The sequence below is a fragment of the Couchioplanes azureus genome (assembly GCF_014648355.1).
Lineage (GTDB): Bacteria > Actinomycetota > Actinomycetes > Mycobacteriales > Micromonosporaceae > Actinoplanes > Actinoplanes azureus.
On record NZ_BMQY01000020.1, the window covers coordinates 15,473 to 37,032 of the forward strand.

General features: G+C 72.7%; 20 protein-coding genes. 11 read left to right on the forward strand and 9 right to left on the reverse strand.

What is annotated here, in order from left to right; all coding sequences use genetic code 11:
- Positions 1-2: 2 nt before the first annotated feature.
- The gene (gene dapE, locus IEY99_RS33480; RefSeq protein WP_189208141.1) at positions 3-1,070 is read right to left on the reverse strand and encodes a succinyl-diaminopimelate desuccinylase; all 1,068 of its coding nucleotides are present in this window, start codon (positions 1,068-1,070) and stop codon (positions 3-5) included.
- A gap of 50 nt (positions 1,071-1,120) precedes the next feature.
- On the opposite strand from dapE, the gene argH reads away from it, so the two are divergent.
- A complete protein-coding gene (gene argH, locus IEY99_RS33485; protein ID WP_229799498.1) occupies positions 1,121-2,551 on the forward strand; it encodes an argininosuccinate lyase in 1,431 nt (476 codons plus the stop codon).
- A 42-nt stretch (positions 2,552-2,593) separates the two neighbouring features.
- Here the strand turns inward: argH and IEY99_RS33490 are convergent, their stop codons facing one another.
- Positions 2,594-3,511: a sulfite exporter TauE/SafE family protein gene (locus tag IEY99_RS33490; RefSeq protein WP_189208142.1), complete on the reverse strand. Its 918-nt coding sequence runs from the start codon at positions 3,509-3,511 to the stop codon at positions 2,594-2,596.
- Between the two features lie 94 nt (positions 3,512-3,605).
- Positions 3,606-5,906 (reverse strand): putative bifunctional diguanylate cyclase/phosphodiesterase, encoded by a 2,301-nt coding sequence (locus IEY99_RS33495; RefSeq protein WP_189208143.1) that lies wholly within the window; start codon positions 5,904-5,906, stop codon positions 3,606-3,608.
- A gap of 102 nt (positions 5,907-6,008) precedes the next feature.
- On the opposite strand from IEY99_RS33495, the gene IEY99_RS33500 reads away from it, so the two are divergent.
- The 4 genes from IEY99_RS33500 to IEY99_RS33515 all read left to right on the forward strand — a co-directional run bounded on the left by IEY99_RS33500 (position 6,009) and on the right by IEY99_RS33515 (position 9,789).
- Positions 6,009-6,731, forward strand: coding sequence for a histidine phosphatase family protein (locus IEY99_RS33500; RefSeq protein ID WP_189208144.1), 723 nt, complete (start codon positions 6,009-6,011; stop codon positions 6,729-6,731).
- Positions 6,715-7,584, forward strand: a complete 870-nt coding sequence (locus tag IEY99_RS33505; RefSeq protein ID WP_189208145.1) for an NAD(P)H-hydrate dehydratase — start codon at positions 6,715-6,717, stop codon at positions 7,582-7,584. The genes IEY99_RS33500 and IEY99_RS33505 overlap by 17 nt, the downstream gene beginning before the upstream one ends.
- Positions 7,585-7,632: 48 nt before the next feature.
- Positions 7,633-8,046 (forward strand): CBS domain-containing protein, encoded by a 414-nt coding sequence (locus tag IEY99_RS33510; RefSeq protein WP_189208146.1) that lies wholly within the window; start codon positions 7,633-7,635, stop codon positions 8,044-8,046.
- Between the two features lie 96 nt (positions 8,047-8,142).
- Positions 8,143-9,789 carry an alkaline phosphatase D family protein gene (locus IEY99_RS33515; protein ID WP_189208147.1) on the forward strand — a complete coding sequence of 549 codons (1,647 nt, stop codon included), beginning with the start codon at positions 8,143-8,145 and terminating at the stop codon, positions 9,787-9,789.
- A gap of 49 nt (positions 9,790-9,838) precedes the next feature.
- Here the strand turns inward: IEY99_RS33515 and IEY99_RS33520 are convergent, their stop codons facing one another.
- The 5 genes from IEY99_RS33520 to IEY99_RS33540 all read right to left on the reverse strand — a co-directional run bounded on the left by IEY99_RS33520 (position 9,839) and on the right by IEY99_RS33540 (position 15,588).
- Positions 9,839-12,922 carry a GH92 family glycosyl hydrolase gene (locus IEY99_RS33520; RefSeq protein ID WP_189208148.1) on the reverse strand — a complete coding sequence of 1,028 codons (3,084 nt, stop codon included), beginning with the start codon at positions 12,920-12,922 and terminating at the stop codon, positions 9,839-9,841.
- A gap of 109 nt (positions 12,923-13,031) precedes the next feature.
- Entirely contained in the window at positions 13,032-13,523 is a 492-nt protein-coding gene (locus IEY99_RS33525; RefSeq protein ID WP_189208149.1) for a hypothetical protein, read from the reverse strand.
- Positions 13,524-13,534: 11 nt separating this feature from the next.
- On the reverse strand, positions 13,535-14,161 hold the full coding sequence (locus IEY99_RS33530) for a DNA-3-methyladenine glycosylase (protein WP_189208150.1): 627 nt from the start codon (positions 14,159-14,161) through the stop codon (positions 13,535-13,537).
- Positions 14,162-14,362: 201 nt separating this feature from the next.
- Positions 14,363-15,178 carry a CAP domain-containing protein gene (locus tag IEY99_RS33535; protein WP_229799499.1) on the reverse strand — a complete coding sequence of 272 codons (816 nt, stop codon included), beginning with the start codon at positions 15,176-15,178 and terminating at the stop codon, positions 14,363-14,365.
- A gap of 170 nt (positions 15,179-15,348) precedes the next feature.
- Positions 15,349-15,588 (reverse strand): hypothetical protein, encoded by a 240-nt coding sequence (locus tag IEY99_RS33540; protein WP_189208152.1) that lies wholly within the window; start codon positions 15,586-15,588, stop codon positions 15,349-15,351.
- 285 nt (positions 15,589-15,873) lie between these two features.
- On the opposite strand from IEY99_RS33540, the gene IEY99_RS33545 reads away from it, so the two are divergent.
- The 5 genes from IEY99_RS33545 (at position 15,874) to IEY99_RS33565 (ending at position 18,891) form a co-directional block, all read left to right on the forward strand.
- On the forward strand, positions 15,874-16,701 hold the full coding sequence (locus IEY99_RS33545; protein ID WP_189208159.1) for a helix-turn-helix domain-containing protein: 828 nt from the start codon (positions 15,874-15,876) through the stop codon (positions 16,699-16,701).
- On the forward strand, positions 16,694-16,885 hold the full coding sequence (locus IEY99_RS33550; protein ID WP_071806298.1) for a DUF397 domain-containing protein: 192 nt from the start codon (positions 16,694-16,696) through the stop codon (positions 16,883-16,885). Before IEY99_RS33545 ends, IEY99_RS33550 begins: the two co-directional genes overlap by 8 nt.
- Before the next feature lie 89 nt (positions 16,886-16,974).
- Positions 16,975-17,451: a type II toxin-antitoxin system PemK/MazF family toxin gene (locus tag IEY99_RS33555; RefSeq protein ID WP_189208153.1), complete on the forward strand. Its 477-nt coding sequence runs from the start codon at positions 16,975-16,977 to the stop codon at positions 17,449-17,451.
- A 58-nt stretch (positions 17,452-17,509) separates the two neighbouring features.
- Positions 17,510-18,208 carry a hypothetical protein gene (locus IEY99_RS33560; RefSeq protein WP_189208154.1) on the forward strand — a complete coding sequence of 233 codons (699 nt, stop codon included), beginning with the start codon at positions 17,510-17,512 and terminating at the stop codon, positions 18,206-18,208.
- A 14-nt stretch (positions 18,209-18,222) separates the two neighbouring features.
- Positions 18,223-18,891: an adenylate kinase family protein gene (locus IEY99_RS33565; RefSeq protein ID WP_189208155.1), complete on the forward strand. Its 669-nt coding sequence runs from the start codon at positions 18,223-18,225 to the stop codon at positions 18,889-18,891.
- 79 nt (positions 18,892-18,970) lie between these two features.
- On the opposite strand, the gene IEY99_RS33570 is transcribed toward IEY99_RS33565, so the two are convergent.
- Positions 18,971-19,732, reverse strand: a complete 762-nt coding sequence (locus tag IEY99_RS33570) for a polyphosphate kinase 2 family protein (protein ID WP_189208156.1) — start codon at positions 19,730-19,732, stop codon at positions 18,971-18,973.
- A 107-nt stretch (positions 19,733-19,839) separates the two neighbouring features.
- Between IEY99_RS33570 and tyrS the strand changes: the two genes are divergently transcribed.
- Positions 19,840-21,078 carry a tyrosine--tRNA ligase gene (tyrS, locus tag IEY99_RS33575; protein WP_189208160.1) on the forward strand — a complete coding sequence of 413 codons (1,239 nt, stop codon included), beginning with the start codon at positions 19,840-19,842 and terminating at the stop codon, positions 21,076-21,078.
- Positions 21,079-21,560: the final 482 nt, after the last annotated feature.

Consider the following 21,560-nt stretch of genomic DNA (forward strand, 5'->3'; position numbering starts at 1 on the left):
TGTCAGCTCAGCCACGCCTTCAGCACGCGTTCGCATTCGCGGAGGGCCGCGGTGGGCAGGTGCTCCTCGTCGGTGTGGCAGAGCAGCGGGTCTCCCGGCCCGTAGTTGACGGCCGGGATGCCCAGCTCGGCGAAGCGGGCCACGTCCGTCCAGCCGAACTTCGGCGCCGGTTCACGGCCGACCGCGGCCACGAACTCCGCGGCGGCGGGCTGGTCCAGTCCAGGGCGGGCGCCGGGGGCCTCGTCGCGGATCTCCAGCTGGTAGCCGGGGAAGACCTCCTGGAGGTGGGCGTAGGCGGCGGCGGGATCGCGGTCCGGGGCGAAGCGGTGGTTGACGTCGATCGCGACCTCGTCCGGGATCACGTTGTTGGCGATGCCGCCGTGGATCTGCACGGCGTTGAGCCCCTCGCGGTATTCGAGGCCGTCGACCACGACCCGGCGCGGCTCGTAGGTCTTGAGGATCGCCAGCACGTCGGCCGCCGCGTGGATCGCGTTGCTGCCGTGCCACGCCCGGGCAGGGTGGGCGGCCTTGCCCCTGAGGGTGATCCGCACGCGCATCGTCCCCTGGCAGCCGCCCTCGACCGTGCCGTTGGACGGCTCGCCCAGGATGGCGAAGTCGCCGGCGAGCCACTCCGGGTGGTGGCGCACGAGCCGGCCCAGCCCGTTGCGCGCCGAGGCGACCTCCTCGTTGTCGTAGAACACGAAGGTGAGGTCGTGCCGGGGCTCGCGGACCGTGGCGGCGATCTTCAGCTGGCAGGCGACGCCGCCCTTCATGTCGACCGTGCCGCGGCCGTGCAGCAGCTCGGCGTCGCCGTCGCCGGTGAGCCGCGCCGGCAGGTTGTCCTTGACGGGCACGGTGTCGAGGTGCCCGGCGAGCACGACGCGCCTCGCCCGCCCCAGGTGCGTGCGGGCGACCACGGCGTCGCCGTCGCGCAGCACCTCGAGGTGCCCCAGCTTGCGCAGGCCCGTCTCGACGGCGTCCGCGATCGCGGCCTCCGTCCCGCTGACCGAGGGTATGTCGCAGAGTGCGCGGGTCAATGAGACAACATCATCGTGCAGGTCGAGGGTCATGGACCGACCCTATCGTTGACATATCCCACCGATTGCTGAGGAGTGAGGACGTGCCGGAGACCGAAGGTCCGACCAGGCTGTGGGGTGGCCGGTTCGCCGGTGGACCGGCCGACGCGCTGGCACGGCTGAGCGTCAGCGTGCACTTCGACTGGCGGCTGGCGCCGTACGACATCGCCGCCTCGCGCGCGCACGCCCGGGTGCTGGCCGGCGCCGGCCTGCTCGACGCCGACGAGCTGGGCCGCATGCTGGCCGCCCTCGACGACCTGGAGTCGGCGTGCGCGGCGGGGGACTTCCGGCCCACGATCGAGGACGAGGACGTGCACACCGCGCTGGAGCGCGGCCTGCTGGAACGCCTCGGCGCCCTCGGCGGCAAGCTGCGCGCGGGCCGCTCCCGCAACGACCAGGTCGCCACCGACCTGCGCCTTTATCTGCGCGACCACGCCCGCGGGGTGGCCGCCGCCGTGGTGGAGCTGGCCGACGCGCTGCTGGAGCAGGCGGGCCGGCACATCGACACCCCGGCGCCGGGCCTGACCCACGTGCAGCACGCCCAGCCGGTCAGCTTCGGGCACTGGCTGCTCGCCCACGTCCAGCCGCTGCTGCGCGACCTGGAACGGCTGCGCGACTGGGACGAGCGCGCGGCGATCTCGCCGCTGGGCTCCGGCGCCCTGGCCGGCTCGTCGCTGCCGCTGGACCCGGCCGCGGTCGCCAAGGAGCTGGGTTTCAAGGCCCCGGTGCAGAACTCCATGGACGGCGTCGCGGACCGCGACTTCGTGGCCGAGTTCCTCTTCATCACCAGCCTGGTCGGCGTGCACCTCTCCCGCCTCGGCGAGGAGGTGGTGCTCTGGACCTCCACCGAGTTCGGCTGGGTGATCCTCGACGACGCGTTCGCCACCGGCTCGTCGATCATGCCGCAGAAGAAGAACGCGGACATCGCCGAGCTGGCCCGGGGCAAGGCCGGCCGGCTCATCGGCGGCCTCGTCGCGGTGCTGACCATGCTCAAGGGCCTGCCGCTGACCTACGACCGCGACATGCAGGAGGACAAGGAACCCGTCTTCGACGCGGTCGACACGCTTCAGCTCCTGCTGCCGGCGCTGGCGGGCATGATCTCCACGATGACCGTACGGGTGGACAAGCTCGCCGCCGCGGCGCCGGTCGGCTTCTCCCTGGCCACCGAGGTCGCGGACTGGCTGGTGCGCAAGGGCGTCCCGTTCCGCGACGCGCACGAGATCACCGGCGGGCTGGTGGCCCTGTGCGCGGCCCGCGAGTGCGAGCTCGAAGACGTCACCGACGACGACCTGAAGACGGTCAGCGAGCACCTGGACCCGTCCGTGCGCGAGGTCCTGTCGGTGCGCAGCGCGTTGGCGGCGCGCACCACGCCCGGCTCCACCGGGCCCGGCCCGGTCGCCGACCAGCTCCGGACGGCCTCGGACAAGCTGGACGGCTGGCGCGAGTGGGCGATCGAACGGGTCGTTCCCCGCTGAGCGCGCGCGGGGCGCCGGCACGGCGCCCCGCGACCGCACCGCTCAGACGGAGAGTCTCTCGCCGTCGGCCGCCGCGCGGGTCTGGCCCGGGACCCGTGCCGCCGCCCCTGGCGAGACGGCGCGGCGCAGGAGCGCGACCGACACCGCGGCCAGGATCGCCGCGCCGCTGGCGATGCCGACCGCGGGGGTCGGGACGTCGAGGAGCTTGAGAGCGCTGGCCAGCAGAACGATCACCAGGGCGGTACGCACGATGCCCGCCGGGGCGCGCGAGGAGATGCGGGCGCCGAGCAGGACGCCCGGGATCGAGCCGAGCAGGACCGCCGCGGTGAGGTCGAGGTGCAGGTCGCCGAAGAAGGCGTGCCCGATCGCGGCCGACAGGACCAGCGGGACCGCCTGGACGAGGTCGGTGCCGACGAGGTCGTTGGCGCGCAGCTTCGGGTAGAGCGCGAGCAGGGCGACGATGATCAGCGAGCCGGAACCGACGCTGGTCAGCCCGACGATGAGGCCACCCACCGCGCCGAGCAGCAGCGTCGGCACCGGGCGTACGGCGATCGGCGCGGGCGGGTCGTCGCCGCGCTGGCGGCGGCTCACCCAGGTCTTGAGCAGCAGGCCGGCGGCGGCCAGCAGGAGCGCCACCCCGAGCGACACCTTGATCGTGTGCTGCACCGAGGCGTCGTCGCCGAGCAGCCGCAGCACGAGGACCCCGAGGAAGGCGCTGGGCACGCTGCCCGCGCAGAGCCAGGCCACGAGCTTCCAGTCGACCGTGCCGCGGCGGGCGTGCACCCAGCCCCCGAAGGGCTTCATCACCGCGCTGGCGGCCAGGTCGCTGGAGACGGCGGCCACCGGTGGGACGCCGAAGACGAGCACGAGCAGGGGCGTCATGAGGGCGCCGCCGCCCATGCCGGTGAGCCCGACCACGATGCCGACGCCGAGTCCGGCGAGCGCCAGGGTGAGATCCATCGCTCGAGTCTCGGCAACAATCCCTGCTTTGTCTACTAACTGGGTCGAGTTTGTGGAGTTTTCCGGCTGCCGTCCCACCAAGTGGCACGCCGGGTCAGGCCGGCACCGGCCCGGCCGGGCGCAGCAGCCCCGCGATCTCGGCGCCCGACATCGGCCGGGCGAAGTGGAAGCCCTGGGCGTAGCGGTAGCCCGCCTGGTGCAGCCGGTGCGCCTGGTCCGCGGTCTCGACGCCCTCGGCGACGGCCTGGATGCGCAGGCCGGAGGTGATACCGATCAGGCTCTCGACGATCACCGCCTCCGGGCTCGCCGTGGTGACGCCGTCGACGAACGACTTGTCCACCTTGAGGACGTGCACCGGGCAGTCGACCAGCAGGCTCAGCGAGGACTGGCCGGTGCCGAAGTCGTCGAGCGCGACCCGGACGCCCAGCTCGCTGAGCCCGTGGATGGCCTCCAGCGCGGCGCCGGTGCCCAGTACCGCCGTCTCGGTGACCTCGGCGACGATCACGGCCGGGTCGACGCCGGCGTGCCGGATCGCGGCCTCCACCTCGGCCACGAACCCGGGCTCGCCGAGCTGGCGGGCCGACACGTTGACGCTGACCCGCTCCGGCGCGGCGTCGCCGTGCTCGCGCCGCCACGCGGCCGCCTGGGCGACCGCCTGGGCGAAGACCCAGCGGCCCAGCTCGATGATCGCGCCGTTGCGCTCGGCCAGCGGGATGAACACCGCGGGGGAGACCTCCCCGTGCCGGGGGTGGTGCCAGCGCAGCAGCGCCTCGACGCCCGCGATGCGCCCGTCCGGCAGCTCGACGATGGGCTGGTAGAGCACCCGCAGCTCACCCCGGGCGAGCGCCTGGCGCAGGTCGGCGCCGAGGCGGGCGTCCTGGTCGGCGAGCCGGTCCATCGCCGGGTCGAACCACGCCCAGCGACCGCCGCCGTCGTTCTTGGCCGCGTACATCGCCACGTCGGCGCGGCGCAGCAGCTCGCCGGGGGTGTCGCCGGGGACGCTGGCGGTGACGCCGATGCTGATCCGCGGCACCATCTCGTGCCCGTCGACGGTGAGCGGCTCCTGCACCGCGTTCACCAGCCGCCGCAGCAGGGTGGCGGCCTCGTCACCGGTCAGGCCGGGCAGCAGCAGGGTGAACTCGTCGCCGCCCAGCCGGGCCACCGTGTCGACCTCGCGCAGCCGCTCGTGCAGGCGCCGGCTGACGGCCTTCAGCAGGGCGTCGCCCGTGCCGTGCCCGAGGCGGTCGTTGACGACCTTGAAGTCGTCCAGGTCGAGCAGCGCCACGAGGAACTCCTCGCCCCCGAGGAGCTGGTGGGTGACCCGCTCCTCGAAGTTGGCCCGGTTCGCGATCTCGGTGAGCGTGTCGTGGCGCACCTGGTGGGCCAGCTGCGCCTGGTACTCACGCAGCTGGTGCAGGCTGGCGTCGACCGTACGCAGCAGGCGGGCGTTCTCCCGCAGCGTGGTGACCTGCCGGGCGACCACCAGTGCGGTGATCGCGACGGTGCACGCGGCGATGACCTTGCCCTCGGCCGAGCGGGCGATGTCGGTGCCCAGCAGCATCGCGTCCATCCCGGCCACGGCCAGGTACGGCACCACGCTGAAGCGCCGCGCCACGGGCCGCGCCGCCGGGGTGGCGACGTCGCAGCGGACCTGGCGGCGACCGGCGAGCTGGGCGCAGAAGGTGGCGACCGGCACCGCGACGAAGGCGGAGTTCAGCCCGGGGTGCGACTCGAGCACCAGGGTCAGGCAGGTGCAGGCGCCCGCGGCGCCGATGCCGAACGACACCAGGTGCATGGCGCGCCGGTCCAGCGAGCCGGCCCCGGCGTACGCCACCTTGGCGAAGGCGATCATCGAGACGGCCGCGGCGATCGCGATCAGCAGCGCCGGGACGGCCGAGCCGGTCAGCGAGGTCCAGGCCGCCATCTTGCGCAGCGAGAAGTGCCACACCAGCAGGCCGCCGGTGATCAGGATGATCCCGGTGTCGAGGCCGAAGCGCACCCATTCGGCCCGGGACCGCTGCCACGTCGGCAGCCGCAGCAGGGCCCACACCGCGAGGCCGAGGACGCTCAGGTAGAGCGTGACCGACACGGGGCCGAAGCGCTGCGTGCCGCCGGGCACGGAGAGCGCGTCGCGTGCGTTGGAGACCGACGCCACGGCCAGCACCACGCAGCAGAGCATGCCGTGGCGCCAGAACCGGCGGGTGGCCGCGTCGAGGTCGGCCCGGCGCGAGGCCTCGCGGCAGGCGGACGCCGCGAGCAGGCACATCACCGGCAGGGGGGTCCAGAGCGCCACGGGGTAGGGGACGCCGGCGAGGAACCCGGCGACGAATCCGGCCACGCTGAACGCCAGGAGGGCGGCTCCCATGATCACGGGGAGGCGGGCGCGGACCGGCATGGTCGTACCTATCGGTGCTGCCCGGGCCCGCTTGAACAGTTCGCCGCCGGGCGCCGGGCAGGGACCCGGCGTAGCGCCCGTGCGGGCGGGTATTGGACCGCCATGGAGCAACTGCAGTGGCTGGCCGTCGTCCGGCACGGGCTGAGCACCGGCAACGTCCTCGCCGAGGCGGCCGAGACCGGCGGGCACGAGACCATCGACATCCCCGAGCGCGACGCCGACGTCCCGCTGTCGGACACCGGGCGCGAGCAGGCCCGGGCGGTCGGCAAGTGGCTCGCCGACCTCGAGGAACCTCCCGTGGTGGCGGTGGTGTCGCCGTACCTGCGTACCCGGCAGACCGCCGAGATCGCGCTGGAGGCGAGCGGCGTGCCGATGGTGGTGGACGAGCGGCTGCGCGACCGTGAGCTGGGCATTCTCGATCTGCTGACCGCCCGGGGCGTGCAGAACCGGCTGCCCGACGAGTTCGCCCGGCGGGCCCGGCTCGGCAAGTTCTACTACCGGCCGCCGGGCGGCGAGTCGTGGGCCGACGTGCTGCTGCGCCTGCGCGCGCTGCTGCGGGAACTGGCCGAGGACCACCCCGGCGGGCGGGTCGTGCTCTTCGCCCACGAGGCCACGGTGCTGCTGGTGCGTTACCTCGCGGAGCGGCTGAGCGAGGCGGAGCTGATGCGGATCGCGCACGCCACGACGGTGGCGAACTGCTCGATCAGCACGTGGCGGCGGCACGACGGGACATTGCGGGCGGAGCACTTCAACCACGTCGCCCACCTGCACGCCGAGGGCGCCACGCCGACCCGTCAGGAGGACGTCGATGCCGAGCCGGTCTGACGAGCGCGTCATCACGCCCGCGGTGCTGCGGGAGTGGCCGCTGCCCGACCCGCAGGGCGGCAAGGAGTCCCGCGGCACCGTCCTGGTCGTGGGCGGCTCCCGGTACACGCCCGGGGCCGTCCTGCTGGCCGGGGTCGCCGCGCTGCGCGCCGGGGCCGGGCGGCTGCAGCTCGCCGTGACCGAGTCGACGGCGGCGGCGCTGAGCATCGCCGTCCCCGAGGCGAAGGTCGTGGGGCTGCCCGAGACGCGCGGCGGCTCGGTCGCCGGGGACCTGCCGGCACAGCTGCTCGAACTGGCCGCCGGGGCGGACGTGCTCGCGATCGGGCCGGGCCTGGACGACGTGGCGGAGACCGGGCGGCTGCTGCATGCGATCTTCGGCGCGGCCGGCGGGGACGCGGCGGTCGTGCTCGACGCGTACGCGCTCGGCGCGCTCAGCAAGGAGCCGGGCCTGCTGGCCGGCCGGTCGCACCGCACGGTCCTGACGCCGAACGTCGTCGAGGCGGAGCATCTGCTGGGCCGGGACCCCGGCGACGACCTCGCCGCCGCGGCGATGGCGCTCGCGCATCGCTACGAGTGCACGGTCTCGCTTTTCGGGCATATCGCGGCCCACGACGGCCGGGCCTGGCGCGAGGAGAGCGGCGACGCCGGCCTGGGCACCTCGGGCAGCGGCGACGTGCGGGCCGGGATCGTGGCCGGGCTGCTCGGCCGGGGCGCCGACCCGGCGCAGGCGGCCTGCTGGGGAGCGTTCGCGCACGCGGTCAGCGGCCAGCGGCTGGCCCCGCGCCACGGACGCACCGGCTTCCTCGCCCGCGAGCTCGTGGACGAAGTGGCCTTCACGATTGCGACCGTCTGAAGCGGGTACGGCACAGGTACACCTCGACCACCGGAAGGGAGTACCACCATGACCACCGCCCGCGAGATCATGACTCCGGACGTCACCTGCATCGGTGAGAAGGAGTCCCTGGCGCAGGCCGCACACAAGATGGCGGACCTGGGCGTCGGCTCGCTGCCCATCTGCGGCGAGGACAACCGGCTCAAGGGGATGGTCACCGATCGGGACATCGTCGTGAAGGCCCTGGCGAAGGACCGCAACCCGGCCGACGTCACCGCCGGCGAGCTCGGCGAGGGCAAGCCGGTGACGATCGGCGCGGACGACGACGCCGCGGAGATCCTGCGCACCATGAGCCAGTACAAGGTCCGGCGGCTGCCGGTCATCGACGGCCACCAGCTCGTCGGCATCGTCGCGGTCGCCGACGTGGCCCGCGCGCTCTCCGACCGCAAGGTCGGCGACCTCATCGACGCGATCTCCGAGTAGCGCCCCGGCGAAGTTGATCTTCGCCTGGATGAACCACAGTCGAATAACCGTCTGAACGAGGTCGTAAAGCCGGCAGTTTCTGCTAGATAGATCTGCATGACTGTCATTCCCCGCGTCGAGGGTGCGGTAGACCGCCGCACCCTCCTGCGTCTCGCCGGCCTCTCCGCCGGTGCCGGCCTCGTCACCGCGGCCACCCTGCCCGGTGTCGCGCACGCCGCCTCCGGCGTCTTCCAGCACGGCGTGGCCTCCGGCGACCCCCTGCCCGGCGGCATCCTGCTGTGGACCCGGGTCACCCCCACCCCCGACTCCGTACCGGGATCCGGCGCCGGCCCCGAGGTCACGGTCGCCTGGCAGATCGCCGCCGACGCCGGCTTCTCGGCCGTCGTGGCCTCCGGCGAGGTGCGCACCGGACCGGCGCGGGACCACACCGTCAAGGTCGACGTCTCCGGCCTGAGGCCCGCCACCACCTACTGGTTCCGCTTCGGCTACGACGGGTCGTGGTCGCCCACCGGGCGCACGATGACCGCTCCCGCCGCCGACGCCGAGATCAGCCGCCTGCGGATGGGTGTCGTCTCGTGCGCCAACTGGGAGGCCGGATACTTCGCCGCATACCGGCACCTCGCCGAGCGCGGCGACCTCAACCTCGTCGTTCACCTGGGCGACTACATCTACGAGTACGGCACCGGCGACTTCGCCGCCGGTGACGTGGTGGTCCGCCGCACCAAGCCGGAGCACGAGATCCTCACGCTGGCCGACTACCGCATCCGGCACGCGCTCTACAAGACAGACCCGGACCTGCAGGCGCTGCACGCCTCGGTGCCGTGGATCATCACCTGGGACGACCACGAGGTCGCCAACGACATGTGGAGCGGCGGCGCCGAGAACCACACGCCCGGCGCCGAGGGCGACTTCCGCGCGCGGGTCGCCGCCTCGCGGCAGGCGTACGCGGAGTGGATGCCGGTGCGGATGGGCGCCGACGGCACCATCTACCGGCGGCTGCGCTACGGCAACCTGCTCGAGATGTCCATGCTGGACCTGCGCTCGTACCGGTCGCAGCAGGTGGGCCGCGTCGACGGCGACGAGATCGACGACCCGGACCGCACCATCGCCGGCGGCGACCAGTTGGCATGGCTCACGGAGGGCCTGGTCGGCAGCACGGCGAAGTGGAAGCTCGTCGGCAACCCGGTGATGATCTCCCGGGTCGACCTGGCCTCCCTACCCGCCTGGCTGCTCGGCCCTCTCGGCGACCTGCTCGGCATCCCGGACAACGGCATCGTGGTCAACCCCGACCAGTGGGACGGCTACAACGCCGACCGGGAGCGGCTGGTCGACGCGCTGCGGGCGGCGCGCACCAAGGACGTGGTGTTCCTCACCGGTGACATCCACACGTCCTGGGCCATCGAGCTGACCACGAAGGACACCGGCAGTCGCAACCCGGCCGCCGCGGAGTTCGTGGTGCCGTCGGTGACCAGCGACAACCTCGACGACTTCCTGCACACCTCGCCCGGCGGGCCGCTGAGCCGGCTCGCCGCCGATCTGCTCCGGGCGACGAACCCGCACGTCAAGTGGGTGGAGACCGACGGCCACGGCTTCGGCGTGCTGGAGGTCACCGCGGAGCGCTGCCGGATGGACTGGTACTTCCTGGCCGACCGCACCAAGCGGGACACGCCGGCGAAGTGGGCCACGGGCTGGTCCGTCGGCACCGGCTCCTCGAAGATCCGCAAGGAGTCCGCGCCGAGGTAGGGCTGTCCCCGGGTGGGGGCCGCGGGACCCGGCCCCCACCCGGGCGGCTTCAGCTCACGAGGATGTCGTAGATCCGGGCCGCGGAGTTCCCGTCCGAGGTGGGTGTCACCACCGAGACGCGCAGGTAGCGGGCGTCGGCGTGCACCGCCGTCGTGGTCGAGTCCGCGGTGTTGCCGCGGACCTGCGCCCGGGTGGTCCAGGACGACCCGTCGTCGGAGGTCTGCACGTCGAAGTCCCGGGTGTTCCACGCCGGGTACTCGCCTCCCGCCCCGGCGTGGCGGATCACCACCGTGGACACCCTGCGGCGGCTGCCCAGGTCGGCCTGGACCCACCTGGCGGCGCCCAGCGAGCACCACTTGTCGCCCCAGCCGCCGAGCCAGCTGCCGTTGAACGCCTTGTCCGCGCCCTCGCCGGCGCCGCACGACGAGTCGGCGGTGGCGGCCCGGCGCAGGGCCAGGTTCGCCGGCGCGTTCCCGTAGACCTCGAGCTCGTAGACCCGGGCCGTGCCGCTGCCGTCGGCGGCCGGCTGGGTCGCCTCGAAGCGGACGTACCGCGCGGTGCGCGACTCCACCGGGGTGTACGTCCGGCTGCCGCGCGAGCCGGTGACCGAGACCGCGGTGCTCCAGGCGGTGCCGTCCGTGCTGGTGGAGATCGTGTACGCGCCGGTGTTCCAGCCGGTCTGCTCCCCGCCGAGCCCGGCGTGCTCGACCACGAAGGCGTTCACGGTGCGCGCCGAGCCGAGGTCGACCTGCAGCTGGCGCGGCGCCGTACCGGAGCAGAACTTGCTGTTGCCGGCGATCGCGCCGTCGACGGCCTCGGCCGGGCCCTCGGCGCTGGTGCACGGCGCGGATCCGGTGACCGGCCGGCCCAGGGCCAGGTTGGCACCCGGGTCCGGTTCGGCCGCCGGCTGGTCGCGGCCCGCGCCGAAGCTCGGGGGTACGTCGCCCGCGCCGGTGCCCCACGCCGACGGGCTGCCGCCCTGGGTGAACGCGATCGTCGCGCCGTCCGCGATGTCGGCGTACCGGAAGTAGCTGCGGCCGGTCGCGCTGCCGTCGACCGACAGGGCCTGCACGTAGCGGTTCACGGCACTGCCGCCGGTGACCGTGATGTTCCCCGGCCCGCGCTGGATCTGCACGCTCGGGAACAGGGCGCCGTGCGCGGCCAGGGTGTCCGCGCCCGGGGTCACCGGGTAGAAGCCCAGCGCCGACCAGACGTACCACGCGGAGGTGGCGCCGAGGTCGTCGTTGCCGGGCAGCCCGCCGGCGCCGGTGGTGAAGGACTCGGCCATCACCCGGCGCACCGCATCGCTCGCCCCGGCGGGCTTGCGGGCCGCGTGGTAGGCCCACGGCACGTTGTGCTCCGGCTCGTTGCCGATGTAGAAGTACGGCCGGGACAGCCCGCCGTTGAGCTCGGTGAAGTGGTGGTCGAGGCGCTGCACGGCGGTGGCCGGCCCGCCCATCAGCGTGACCAGGGCGCCGAGGTTGTGCGGCACCATCCAGGTGTACTGGGCGGCGTTGCCCTCGACGTACGGGCTCTCCTGCGCCGGGTTCAGCGGCTGGCGCCAGCCTCCGTCGCGGGTGTGGATGTACGACGACTCCCCGTTGAACAGATTGCGCCAGTACTGCGAGCGGGCGCTGTAGGTGGCGTACCCGCCGGTGTCGCCGAGGGCCCTGGCGAACTGGGCGATCGCGAAGTCGGACGCCGCGTACTCCAGGGTCTCCGAGGGGTTGCCGGGGATGAACTGGTTCGCGGCGTAGGTCGCGTGGTTGCCGCGCAGCACCACGCCCTGGGTGCTGCCGCCGGTTGCGCTCTTCTTCATCAGCGCCAGCGCGGCCGCGGTGTCGAAGCCACGGACGCCGAACGCGTACGCGCTGCCGACGACGATCGGCCCGGGGTCACCGGGCATGACGAAGTCCTCGACGCTCTGGTGCGACCACTTGGGCAGCAGCCCGCCCTGCTGTCCGTCCAGGACCATGGACTTGACGATGTCGCTCATCACCTCGGGCGCGATCAGCGCCACGAGCGCGGCCCACGACCGGTAGATGTCCCAGCCGGAGTAGTTCTGGTAGACCGGGTGGGACGCGGTGTGCACGGCGCCGTCGAAGCCCCGGTACTGGCCGTTGGTGTCGCTGGAGACGTTGGGGTTCTGCAGCACGTGGTACAGCGCCGTGTAGAACTTCTGCAGGTCGGTGCCGCTGCCGCCGGTGACCTGGATGCGGTTCAGGGCGCTGTTCCAGGCGGCGTCGGCGTTCGCGCGTACGGTCGCGAAGGAGTCCGCCTCGGCCGTGGCGTTGTCCCGGGCGTTGGCCACGCTGACGAACGAGATGCCCACGGTCGCGTGGACGACCGGGTTCGAGGTGGTGTCGAAGGTGACGTAGGCGCCGCTTCGGGTGCCGCTCGTGCTCGCGGACCCGGCGCTGACCGTCGTGCCGCGGAAGGTGCCGAAGCCGGTGGGCGCGCGGTCGAACAGGATCGAGAAGTACATCGGGAAGGTCCGGCCGCCGCAGAAGCCGCCCGCGGTGTGCTCGCCCCAGACCCGGTTGCCGGAGACGGTGACGGTGCCGTCGCGGTCGCCGGTCGCGGACCGGCTGACGTTGATCAGAACGCGGGCGGTGGTGCTGGCCGGGTAGGTCAGGCGCAGCGCTCCGGTGCGCGTGGTGGCGCTGAGCTCGGCGTCCACGCCGTACCGGTCGAGCCGGTTGCGGTAGTAGCCGGGCGCGGCGCTCTCGTTGCTCTTCGTGTACGCCGACGCATAGCTGGTCCAGGCCGAACCGGGCGACGCGCCGAGGGTGCCGGTGACCGGCAGGATCGGCAGGTCCTCGTTGTTGGGGCAGCCGGCGCCGTTGAAGTGGGTGAGGCTGAAGGACTCGATGGTGCGGTCGCGGTCGCGGTAGCCCGACGGCGACGCGGTGGGGGTGTCCGGGCTGAACTGCACCATCCCGAACGGGACGGTGGCGCCGGGGAAGGTGCTGCCCCCGGCCCCGCCGCCGACCGGGTTGGGCGAGTTGCTGTCGTCGGTGCCGATGAACGGGTTGACGTGGCGGGTGAGGTCGAGCTCGGCGGCGACCGCCGCCTGCGGGACGCAGAGGGCTGCGGCGGTGAGGACAACCGCCGCGGCGAGGGTACGGAGCATGCTGGTGCCGTCCCTTCTGAAGCCAACGTGACAACGTTGTCAAGATGGCATCCATAGAAGCACGGCTATATCAGCGGTTGTCAATATGCGCGAGCCCGGTCCGTGCGGCTCAGGCGGTGCGGCGCGTGCCCGTCCGGCGCTCCCGGATCAGCGTGGACGCGGCCATCGCGGTGCCGCCGACCCCCACCCCGCCGAGCACGCCCAGGGCGAAGCGCTGCTCGTGGCGTACCTGGCGGTCGAGAGCGACCCGGTCCCCGGCGCGCGGATCGACGCCGATCCCGGTGAACGCGCTGATCCCGGCGATCCAGAAGGCCAGCAGCCCGGCGCCGGCGGCGATCAGGCCCCAGCGCGGCAGGTCCACCGGCGGCGCCCACACCTCGCGGATGAACCAGCTCTGCGGCCGCCGTCCGCGCAGCGCGCGCCGGTTGGTGACGATCCCGGCGGTGAAGCCCGGCAGGACCAGCACGGCGGCCACGATCACGGCCGTGCCGGTGCCCACCAGCGTCCGGCCGGCGAGCAGCCCGGCGATGAGCGTGCCGCACCACAGGACGCCGGCCAGGCACAGCACGTCCAGCAGCAGCAACATCCGTCGAGAGATCACCGCACCGGACGTTATCGGCCGGTACGCCCCGGCACCGGCGAATCCGGCTTTTTCCGGGGTACGTGCCGCCGGTAGGCACTGACCGTGGGATCCCCCGCGATCCAGAACCGCCACGGCAGGTCGTGTGCGGCGGTCACCCCCACCCGTGGTCCCGCCTGCACCGGGCCGGCCGGGCCGACCGGGGGTGTCAGGGTGGCGGGCCCGCCGCCGACCACGCTGGTGCCGTTGGCCCGGCGGTCGAGGGCCAGCACCTGCATCAGCTTGGCGGGCCCCGCCGCGAGATCGTGGTCCCTGCGCGCCGCCCGGCGCCCCCGGGCCGTCTCGATGCCGTCGACGACCTCCCCGGCGCGCAGCAGCACCGCGGACGCCACCCCCGGCTCGCCGCAGACGATGTTGGCGCAGAAATGCATGCCGTAGATCTGGTACACGTACAGCACGCCGGCGGGACCGAACATGACCTCGTTGCGGCTCGTCACCCCGCGGTGCGCGTGGCTGGCCGGGTCCCGCCCCAGCCCGCTGTACGCCTCCACCTCGGTCAGCCGTACGGTCACGCCGTTCGCCGTGAGCCGCCAGCCGAGCAGCTGCCGCGCCGCCTCGTCGACCCGCTCGGCGGGCAGCTCGAGCCAGGAATACGTCATCGCGCCAGCCAAGCACAGCCTCGGTCCTCCGGCCGCGTGGGGCCGTGGGGCGCGGTCAGGTGGCCGGGCGGTTCGGTCCGCTGGGCCGGCGGCGCCGCACCGGGCCGCAGCAGCCGTCCGGGCGGTTCGGCCCGAACGGGCGCGTCGGCCCGAACTCCAGCCGGCGGCGCCGCCGGCGCCGCGCGGGCCCGCTCTTGCCGGTCATCCCACGAAGTCCTGGGTCACCCAGACGATGCCCTCGCCGTCGCGGACCACGCTCAGCCCGATCCGGTCGAAGTTCCTGCTGAGCAGGTTCCTGCGGTGGCCGTCCTCCGGCGGGACCTCGGCGAGCATGTCGTCGGTCAAGCGGTTGGCGGCCTCGACGATCGCCGCGTCGCTGCCGGCCGCGGAGCGGAAGCCGATGTTCTCGCCCGCGGAGCTCCACCGCACGCCCTGGGCGCTGAAGCGGTCGCCGATGCCGCTCTCCCCGGGACACTGGTGGTTCAGCTCGCAGCCGCCGATCATGAGGCTGGTGTGCAGCGCCGCCGCCTTCGAGAGCTGATCGTCGAGCGACAGTGCCGCGAGCCCCTCCCGGCCGCGCGCGGCGTTGATGTGGGCGAGCACCTGGTCGAGGATCGTGCCGCTGGTCGCGGGCGGCGTCCGGGCGGCCGGCGAGGAGCGCGGCGTGGTCTTGCGCTTGGTGGCCGCCGGCTTCGGCGGGGTGGCCCGCTCGGCCGGTGTCGTCGTCGCGGCGGCGGCCGGTGCGGGGCTGCTCGCCGCCGCGGACGGCGAGGGCGCCACGCTCGGGGCCGCGCTGGCGGCGGCACCCTCGTCCAGCAGCAGGTCGGCGCCGGTGCCCGTACCGCCGAGCGCGGGCGGCTCGGTGACCAGCGGGGCGTCCGCCGAGGCCCGCTCGGCGGCGGATCCGGAGTCCCCGGCGTCGTCGGCGCGGAACCCGGCGACCGCAAACCCGACCCCGATCACGACGGCGGTGGCACCCGCCGCGAGCGTGTACCGGAACTGCTGGGCTGGGGACATCCTCACGGGCGCGGTCACCTCGGTCGCTCGGCGGGCGGCCGCGGTTCGGGCGCGGCTCGGCGGCCGCGGGCCGCGGCGCCCACCGACTATGGCCGTCGCCGTGCCGGCCGGGGCGCCGCCTCAGGAGCGCTTAAGGATCGACACACGAAGACATAAGATCCACGGCCCGCTCACGCGATCCAGGCCAGGAACCGCTCGTAGAGGTCGGCCGGGGTGGGTGACCCCTGCGCGGTCAGGTCCTCCACGGCGTCGTACATCGTCGACGCCATGTAGATCGCCAGGCCGGACGGGAAGCTGGCGTACTGCACCGACAACTGTTCCCGGGCGTTGGCGCACGGCCAGGAGCGCTCGCACACCAGGCAGTCCCAGGACGGGCGGGCCGGCAGATGGTCGGTCCGCGGGATCAGCATGACGCCTCCGGGACCCGTTGCGGCGTTCGACCCTCCATCGCGCATCCCTCCCGCGGCACCCGTCATGTCACTATGAGCGACGCGGGGGCTACACAGAGGAGCGTGCGTGACCTAGTCTCAGGCATCAATGGATGTGAGTGAGATTCCCGAAATCGAATTCCCACCGTCTCACTCCGGGCGACCCGGTCGTCTCGTTCGAGACAACTGCACAATTTCCGACAGAGGAGGCCGGCCGTGACCACCGAGACAGGCTCCACCGTCCCGAGACGGCAGGCCGGCCGGCTCATGAAGCAGCTTCGCGAGCAGGCCGGGATCTCCCTGATGGCCGCCGCCGAGGAGCTGGAGTTCTCCCGCGCCCGGATGTACCGCATCGAGAACGGCGAGGTCTCGCTGCGCAAGCACGACGTGCTGGCCATGTGCGCGTTCTACGGCGCCAACGACCAGATCACCGAGGTCCTCGTCGGACTGGCCCGCGAGTCCAAGGCCAAGGGCTGGTGGCACGCGTACGGCGATGCGGTACCGGCCTGGTTCGAGCTGTACGTCGGCATGGAGACCGCCGCCGAGCGGCTGCGGCACTACGCGCCCGGCGTCATCCCGGGACTGCTGCAGAACCGCGAGTACGCCGAATGGGTCTTCCACCAGCGCGCCGACCTGGACGAGGACGGCGTACGCACCGCCGTCGCCGTCCGCCTGGAACGCCAGGAACTACTGCGCCGGTTCAGCCCGCGCCCGCCCGTTCTCGAGGTGATCATCGACGAGGGGGTGCTGCGCCGGTCCATCGCCGACACCCTGGGCATGCAGAAACAGCTCGCCCACCTGGTCAACATCTCGCAGCGCCCCGGAGTGAGCGTGCGGGTGCTCCCGTTCTCGGCCGGCCCCCACCGCGCGTCCAGCGCCGGTTCGTTCACCATTCTCGACTTTCCCACCCTCGGCGCCGCCGCGCCGGAGCCGACGACGATCTACAGCGAGAATCTGACCGGCGCCCTCTATCTGGACAAGCCCCGCGAAGTGGAGACTTATGGCGTCGTCTGGCGCGAGCTGGAACGAGCGGCCCTCGACCGGCGAGCCTCCGACGACCTCATCGGCACGATCATCAAGGAGAGCGATGGCTGACCTGACCGGTGCCCGATGGCACAAGAGCACCCGCAGCGGCAGCAATGGGGGTGACTGCGTCGAGGTCGCGGACAACCTGCCCGGCATCGTCGCGGTCCGCGACAGCAAGGACCCGGACGGCCCCGCGCTCGTGTTCCCCCGCGACACCTGGCGCGCCTTCGTCGACTCCCTCAAGCACCGCTAGCCCACCGGCCGCCGCGGCCACGGACCCGCCGTGGCCGCCGGCGCGACTGCGTTCTCCCCGTCTGCGGGCCGGGTCGCTACAGTGCCGGCGTGAGCAGACTCCTCAAGGGCATCGCCGGAACGCTGCGCCGTGTGGCCGGCCGCAGGGTCCCCGCCCCGCGGGCCGCCACCCCGGCCGGTCCGGCCGGCACCGCCCGGCGCGGCCGCTCGCTGGAGTACGCCCCGCACCTCGACGGCGACGCCGATCCGGGCGAGATCGTCTGGACCTGGGTCGAGTACGAGGACGACCCCCGCCGCGGCAAGGACCGCCCGGTGCTGGTGGTGGGCCGCGACGGCCGTACCCTGCTCGGCCTGATGCTCTCCAGCCAGAGCGACCGCGACGGACAGCGGCACTGGCTGGCGCTCGGCCCGGGAGCCTGGGACCGGGAGTCCCGGCCCAGCTGGATCCGCCTCGACCGGGTGCTGGAGGTCGACGAGGACGGCATCCGCCGCGAGGGGGCGGTCCTCGACCGGCCCCGTTTCGAACGCGTCGCCGCGACACTGCGCCGCGACTACGGCTGGAGCTGACCCCGTCCCGGCGGCCATACCGCGCGCGGTTCGCGAACCGGCCACTACCGTGGAGGTCATGAACTCGGACGTCATGGTGGGTTTCGGTGGCAAACAGGCATGGCTGGCCGTCCGGGACGGCGACCCCGCCGAGATCCTCGCCGCACTGGGCCTGCGCGACCTGGGCGAGGTGCCCTGGCGCGACGGGATCGACCTGGCGCATCTCACGGACGACCGGGTCGCGGTGACCCCGCCGCTGCCCGGGGCCCGCGGGGCCGGCTGGGTGCTCGCCGCCGGCCGGTATCTCATGCGTCCCGGCACCGTCCTGGACCTCACCGACCTGTCCGGGCGCCTGCACACCGAGGTGCAGTTCTTCGCGACACACCGGGTGACCGAGGCGCACCGGTGGCAGCGCGCCGACGACGGCGCCCTGGTGCGCGCCTTCGGCTACGTGGGCCGGACCGGCGCGGTCACCACCTGGTACGGCGACCCCGACCCGGCGGAGCGCGCCGCCGGCCTCCCGCCGACCTTCCGGGCCCCGGGCCTGCCGCTCGACGAGGCCGGCGGCGGACCGCTCGACGAGGCGATGCTGGGCTCGCTGGACGAGGAGCTCACCCGTCTGCTCCGCGGCGAGGCCGTCGGCGGCAACGCGGAGGGCTCCACCGTGCTGGTCTCCGAACAGGACGTGCTGCGTGTCGCCGACGGATGGAGCCTCGATCCCACGAGGCTCGACGGACGCGAGGCGCCCGGACCGCTGCGCCTCGGCGCCGCGGCCTGAGAGAGGACGGAACCATGCGCAAGTACGTGATCATGGGCGTGCAGGGCAGCGGCAAGGGCACGCAGAGCGCGCTGCTGCGGGCCGACCTGGATCTCGTCCATATCAGCGTGGGCGACATCTTCCGCTGGCACGTCCAGCAGCACACCAAGCTCGGCGCGCAGGTCCGGCGCACGATGAGCGCCGGCGAGCTGGTCAGCGACGATCTGGTGGAGTCCGTCGTCCGCGACCGGCTGGACAAGCACGACTGGAACTTCGGCTTCGTCATCGACGGCTTCCCGCGCAACGGCCGCCAGGCCGAGTTCTTCATGGAGAGCTACGACATCGACGGCGTGATCCACCTCGCCCTTCCGGACGACGAGGTGCGGCGCCGGGTGCTGAGCCGGCGCCTCTGCCCCGGCTGCGGCATGGACTACAACCTGATCGCGGACCGCCCCGAGGTCGAGGGCCGCTGCGACATCTGTGGTACGGAGCTCGTGACCCGCGCGGACGACACGCCCGAGGCCCTCGCCGCCCGGCTGCGCGACTACCACGAGAAGACCCGGCCGGTGCTCGAGCTCTTCCGGCGCAAGGAGGTCGTGCACGACGTGGACGCCCGGCCCGCGCCGGAGGTGGTCCAGCAGGAGATCCGCCGGGTGCTGAACCTGCCGCCGTACCTGCCGGAGACGGACGCCGTCGCCGCCTGAGCCGTCTTCTCGGGGGCGTTGCCGGTGGCGCGGCGGCTCGGCGGTCGTCGTTTCCGGGTGTTGCCGGTGGCGCGGCCGTTCAGTCGGCGTCGTGGAGGTCGTAGCCGCGCTCGGTGAGCTCGCGTTCGACGGTGCGGCAGACCTGCTCGACGACCGCGACCCGGGCGTACTGCTTGTCGTCACCGGGGACGACGTGCCAGCCGGCGCGCGGTTTGTCGGTCCTGGCCAGCATCTGCTCGACGGCGGCCTCGTAGTCGGCGCGGCGCTCGCGGTTGCGCCAGTCCTCGTCGGTGAGCTTCCAGGCCCGCAGCGGGTCCCGCGCCCGGCTCCGGAAGCGCTCCAGCTGCTCGGCGTCGGAGACGTGCATCCAGAACTTGACGAGGATCATGCCCTCGGCGGTGAGCGTGCGCTCGAACTCGACGATCTCCTCGTACGCCCGGGACCACTGCTCCTCGCTCGCGTAGCCCTCGACCCGCTCCACCAGGACCCGCCCGTACCAGGACCGGTCGAGCACCGTCATGCCGCCCCACCCGGGCAGCACGGCCCAGAACCGTTGCAGGAAGTGGTGCCGCTTCTCGTCGTAGGTGGGCGCGGCGAACTGCGACACCCGGACGTGGCGGGGGTCGAGCGGAGCGACGAGCCGCTTGATCGCGCCGCCCTTGCCCGAGGCGTCCCAGCCCTCGAACAGCACGCACAGCGGGGGACCGATCTTGTGCTCACCGAGCTGCCCGCCGAGGAGCAGGCGGAGTCGCAGGAGGCGTTGCTGTGCCCGTTCCAGCCGGGCGGCGGCCTTCTTCCGGCCCAGGTCGACGGGGGCGGCGGCGGATCCGAGGCGACTCATGCGTACACCTTCGCACCGGGGTACGACGAAAGCATCCAGCAGCCAAACCCGGTGTCGGCCCGGCCGCGCGATGCAGGACAATCGGCGGTGTGACTCTCGTTGACGACATGCAGTGGCGCGGCCTGATCCAGGACTCGACCGACCCCGACGAGCTGCGCAAGCATCTCGACGGCGGCTCCCTGACGTTCTACGTCGGGTTCGACCCGACCGCCGCCTCCCTGCACGTCGGCCACCTGATGCAGGTCGTCACCGCGCGTCGCCTCCAGCTGGCCGGGCACAAGCCGCTGTTGCTGGTCGGCGGCGCCACCGGCCAGATCGGGGACCCGAGCGGCAAGTCCGCCGAGCGGGTGCTCAACGCCAGCGAGGTGACGGCGAGCTGGGTGCTGCGCATCCGCGAGCAGCTCGCACCCTTCGTCAGCTACGAGGGCGACAACGCCGCGGTCCCGGTCAACAACCTCGACTGGACCGGCGAGCTGTCCGTCATCGACTTCCTGCGCGACGTGGGCAAGCACTTCCCGGTCAACAAGATGCTCGCCCGCGACGTGGTGCGCAACCGGCTGGAGAGCGGCATCAGCTTCACGGAGTTCAGCTACCAGCTCCTGCAGGCGAACGACTTCTACGAGCTGCACGTACGCCACGGCTGCGGTCTGCAGTTCGGCGGTTCGGACCAGTGGGGCAACATCACCGCGGGCGTCGACTTCATCCGCCGCCGGGGCGCCGGGCCGGTGCAGGCGTTCACGACGCCCCTGGTCCTCAAGGCCGACGGCACCAAGTTCGGCAAGAGCGAGGGCGGGGCGGTCTGGCTCGATCCGGCCATGACCTCGCCGTACGCGTTCTACCAGTTCTGGGTCAACGCGGACGACCGGGACATCTGCCAGTACCTCCGCTACTTCAGCTTCAAGCCCCGCGAGGAGATCGAGGAGCTGGAGAAGGCCACGGCGGAGCGCCCGCAGGCGCGGCTCGCCCAGCGTGAGCTGGCCTTCGAGATCACCGCGCTGGTGCACGGCGAGGCGGAGGCCGAGCAGGCGGTCGCGGCAAGCCAGGCGCTGTTCGGCCGGGGATCGCTGACGGAGCTCTCGGCGGACACGCTGCGGGCCGCACTGGCCGAGGCCGGCATGACACAGGTACGCGGTGAGCTGCCGACCGCCACCGTGTTGCTGCAGCAGGCCGGGCTCGTGAAGAGCGGGGGAGAGGCGCGGCGGACGATCGCCGAGGGTGGGGCGTACCTCAACAACGAGCGCATCACCGACCCGGAGGCGGTCGTCGCGGAGTCGGCGCTGTTGCACGGCCGTTACCTCGTTCTGCGCAAGGGCAAGCGCACGTTCGCCGGTATCGAACGGGTGTGACCCAGGTCTACTGCGGGCGATTTGACGCTCCGGAGGTTTCCGACGTAACTTTCTTCCTGCCCGAGGGACGAGTTCCCGAGGGCAGGAAGAACCCAGCCCCGATCACGGTCACGCCGTGCGGAGCTGGACCGGGTGGTGCGGACCGGACCCCTCCGGGGGGCCGATTTGGAGCCGCGAGGCCGACCGGGTAAGGTTCTTCGAGCCGGCAGGGAAACGGACGCGGTGAGCGGACGGCCTGCCAAACCCCCAGGAAAGAGCATCGGATAGAGTCGTGCGCGGCTCCGTTCCGATGAAATGGAATGGGGACTTGCGCGAATTTCCTTCGCCGAAACCGGGAAAACCCCGGATTTGACGCCAGGAAATAGCGCGAGTAAAGTAGAGCGAGTGCCCCGGAGAACGGGCCGCGGAAATGCGGTTCTTCAACGGTGTGTGGTTGTTCTTTGAGAACTCAACAGGGTGCTTGATAAGCCAGTGCCAAGAAT

What these genes read in the sequence shown, in the direction of transcription:
- dapE (WP_189208141.1), bottom strand. Translation starts at nt 1,070, where the DNA reads ATGACCCTCGACCTGCACGATGATGTTGTCTCATTGACCCGCGCACTC.
- IEY99_RS33490 (WP_189208142.1), bottom strand. Translation starts at nt 3,511, where the DNA reads ATGGATCTCACCCTGGCGCTCGCCGGACTCGGCGTCGGCATCGTGGTC.
- IEY99_RS33495 (WP_189208143.1), bottom strand. Translation starts at nt 5,906, where the DNA reads ATGCCGGTCCGCGCCCGCCTCCCCGTGATCATGGGAGCCGCCCTCCTG.
- IEY99_RS33500 (WP_189208144.1), top strand. Translation starts at nt 6,009, where the DNA reads ATGGAGCAACTGCAGTGGCTGGCCGTCGTCCGGCACGGGCTGAGCACC.
- IEY99_RS33505 (WP_189208145.1), top strand. Translation starts at nt 6,715, where the DNA reads ATGCCGAGCCGGTCTGACGAGCGCGTCATCACGCCCGCGGTGCTGCGG.
- IEY99_RS33510 (WP_189208146.1), top strand. Translation starts at nt 7,633, where the DNA reads ATGACCACCGCCCGCGAGATCATGACTCCGGACGTCACCTGCATCGGT.
- IEY99_RS33515 (WP_189208147.1), top strand. Translation starts at nt 8,143, where the DNA reads ATGACTGTCATTCCCCGCGTCGAGGGTGCGGTAGACCGCCGCACCCTC.
- IEY99_RS33520 (WP_189208148.1), bottom strand. Translation starts at nt 12,922, where the DNA reads ATGCTCCGTACCCTCGCCGCGGCGGTTGTCCTCACCGCCGCAGCCCTC.
- IEY99_RS33530 (WP_189208150.1), bottom strand. Translation starts at nt 14,161, where the DNA reads ATGACGTATTCCTGGCTCGAGCTGCCCGCCGAGCGGGTCGACGAGGCG.
- IEY99_RS33535 (WP_229799499.1), bottom strand. Translation starts at nt 15,178, where the DNA reads ATGTCCCCAGCCCAGCAGTTCCGGTACACGCTCGCGGCGGGTGCCACC.
- IEY99_RS33540 (WP_189208152.1), bottom strand. Translation starts at nt 15,588, where the DNA reads ATGCTGATCCCGCGGACCGACCATCTGCCGGCCCGCCCGTCCTGGGAC.
- IEY99_RS33545 (WP_189208159.1), top strand. Translation starts at nt 15,874, where the DNA reads ATGAAGCAGCTTCGCGAGCAGGCCGGGATCTCCCTGATGGCCGCCGCC.
- IEY99_RS33550 (WP_071806298.1), top strand. Translation starts at nt 16,694, where the DNA reads ATGGCTGACCTGACCGGTGCCCGATGGCACAAGAGCACCCGCAGCGGC.
- IEY99_RS33560 (WP_189208154.1), top strand. Translation starts at nt 17,510, where the DNA reads ATGAACTCGGACGTCATGGTGGGTTTCGGTGGCAAACAGGCATGGCTG.
- IEY99_RS33565 (WP_189208155.1), top strand. Translation starts at nt 18,223, where the DNA reads ATGCGCAAGTACGTGATCATGGGCGTGCAGGGCAGCGGCAAGGGCACG.
- IEY99_RS33570 (WP_189208156.1), bottom strand. Translation starts at nt 19,732, where the DNA reads ATGAGTCGCCTCGGATCCGCCGCCGCCCCCGTCGACCTGGGCCGGAAG.
- tyrS (WP_189208160.1), top strand. Translation starts at nt 19,840, where the DNA reads ATGCAGTGGCGCGGCCTGATCCAGGACTCGACCGACCCCGACGAGCTG.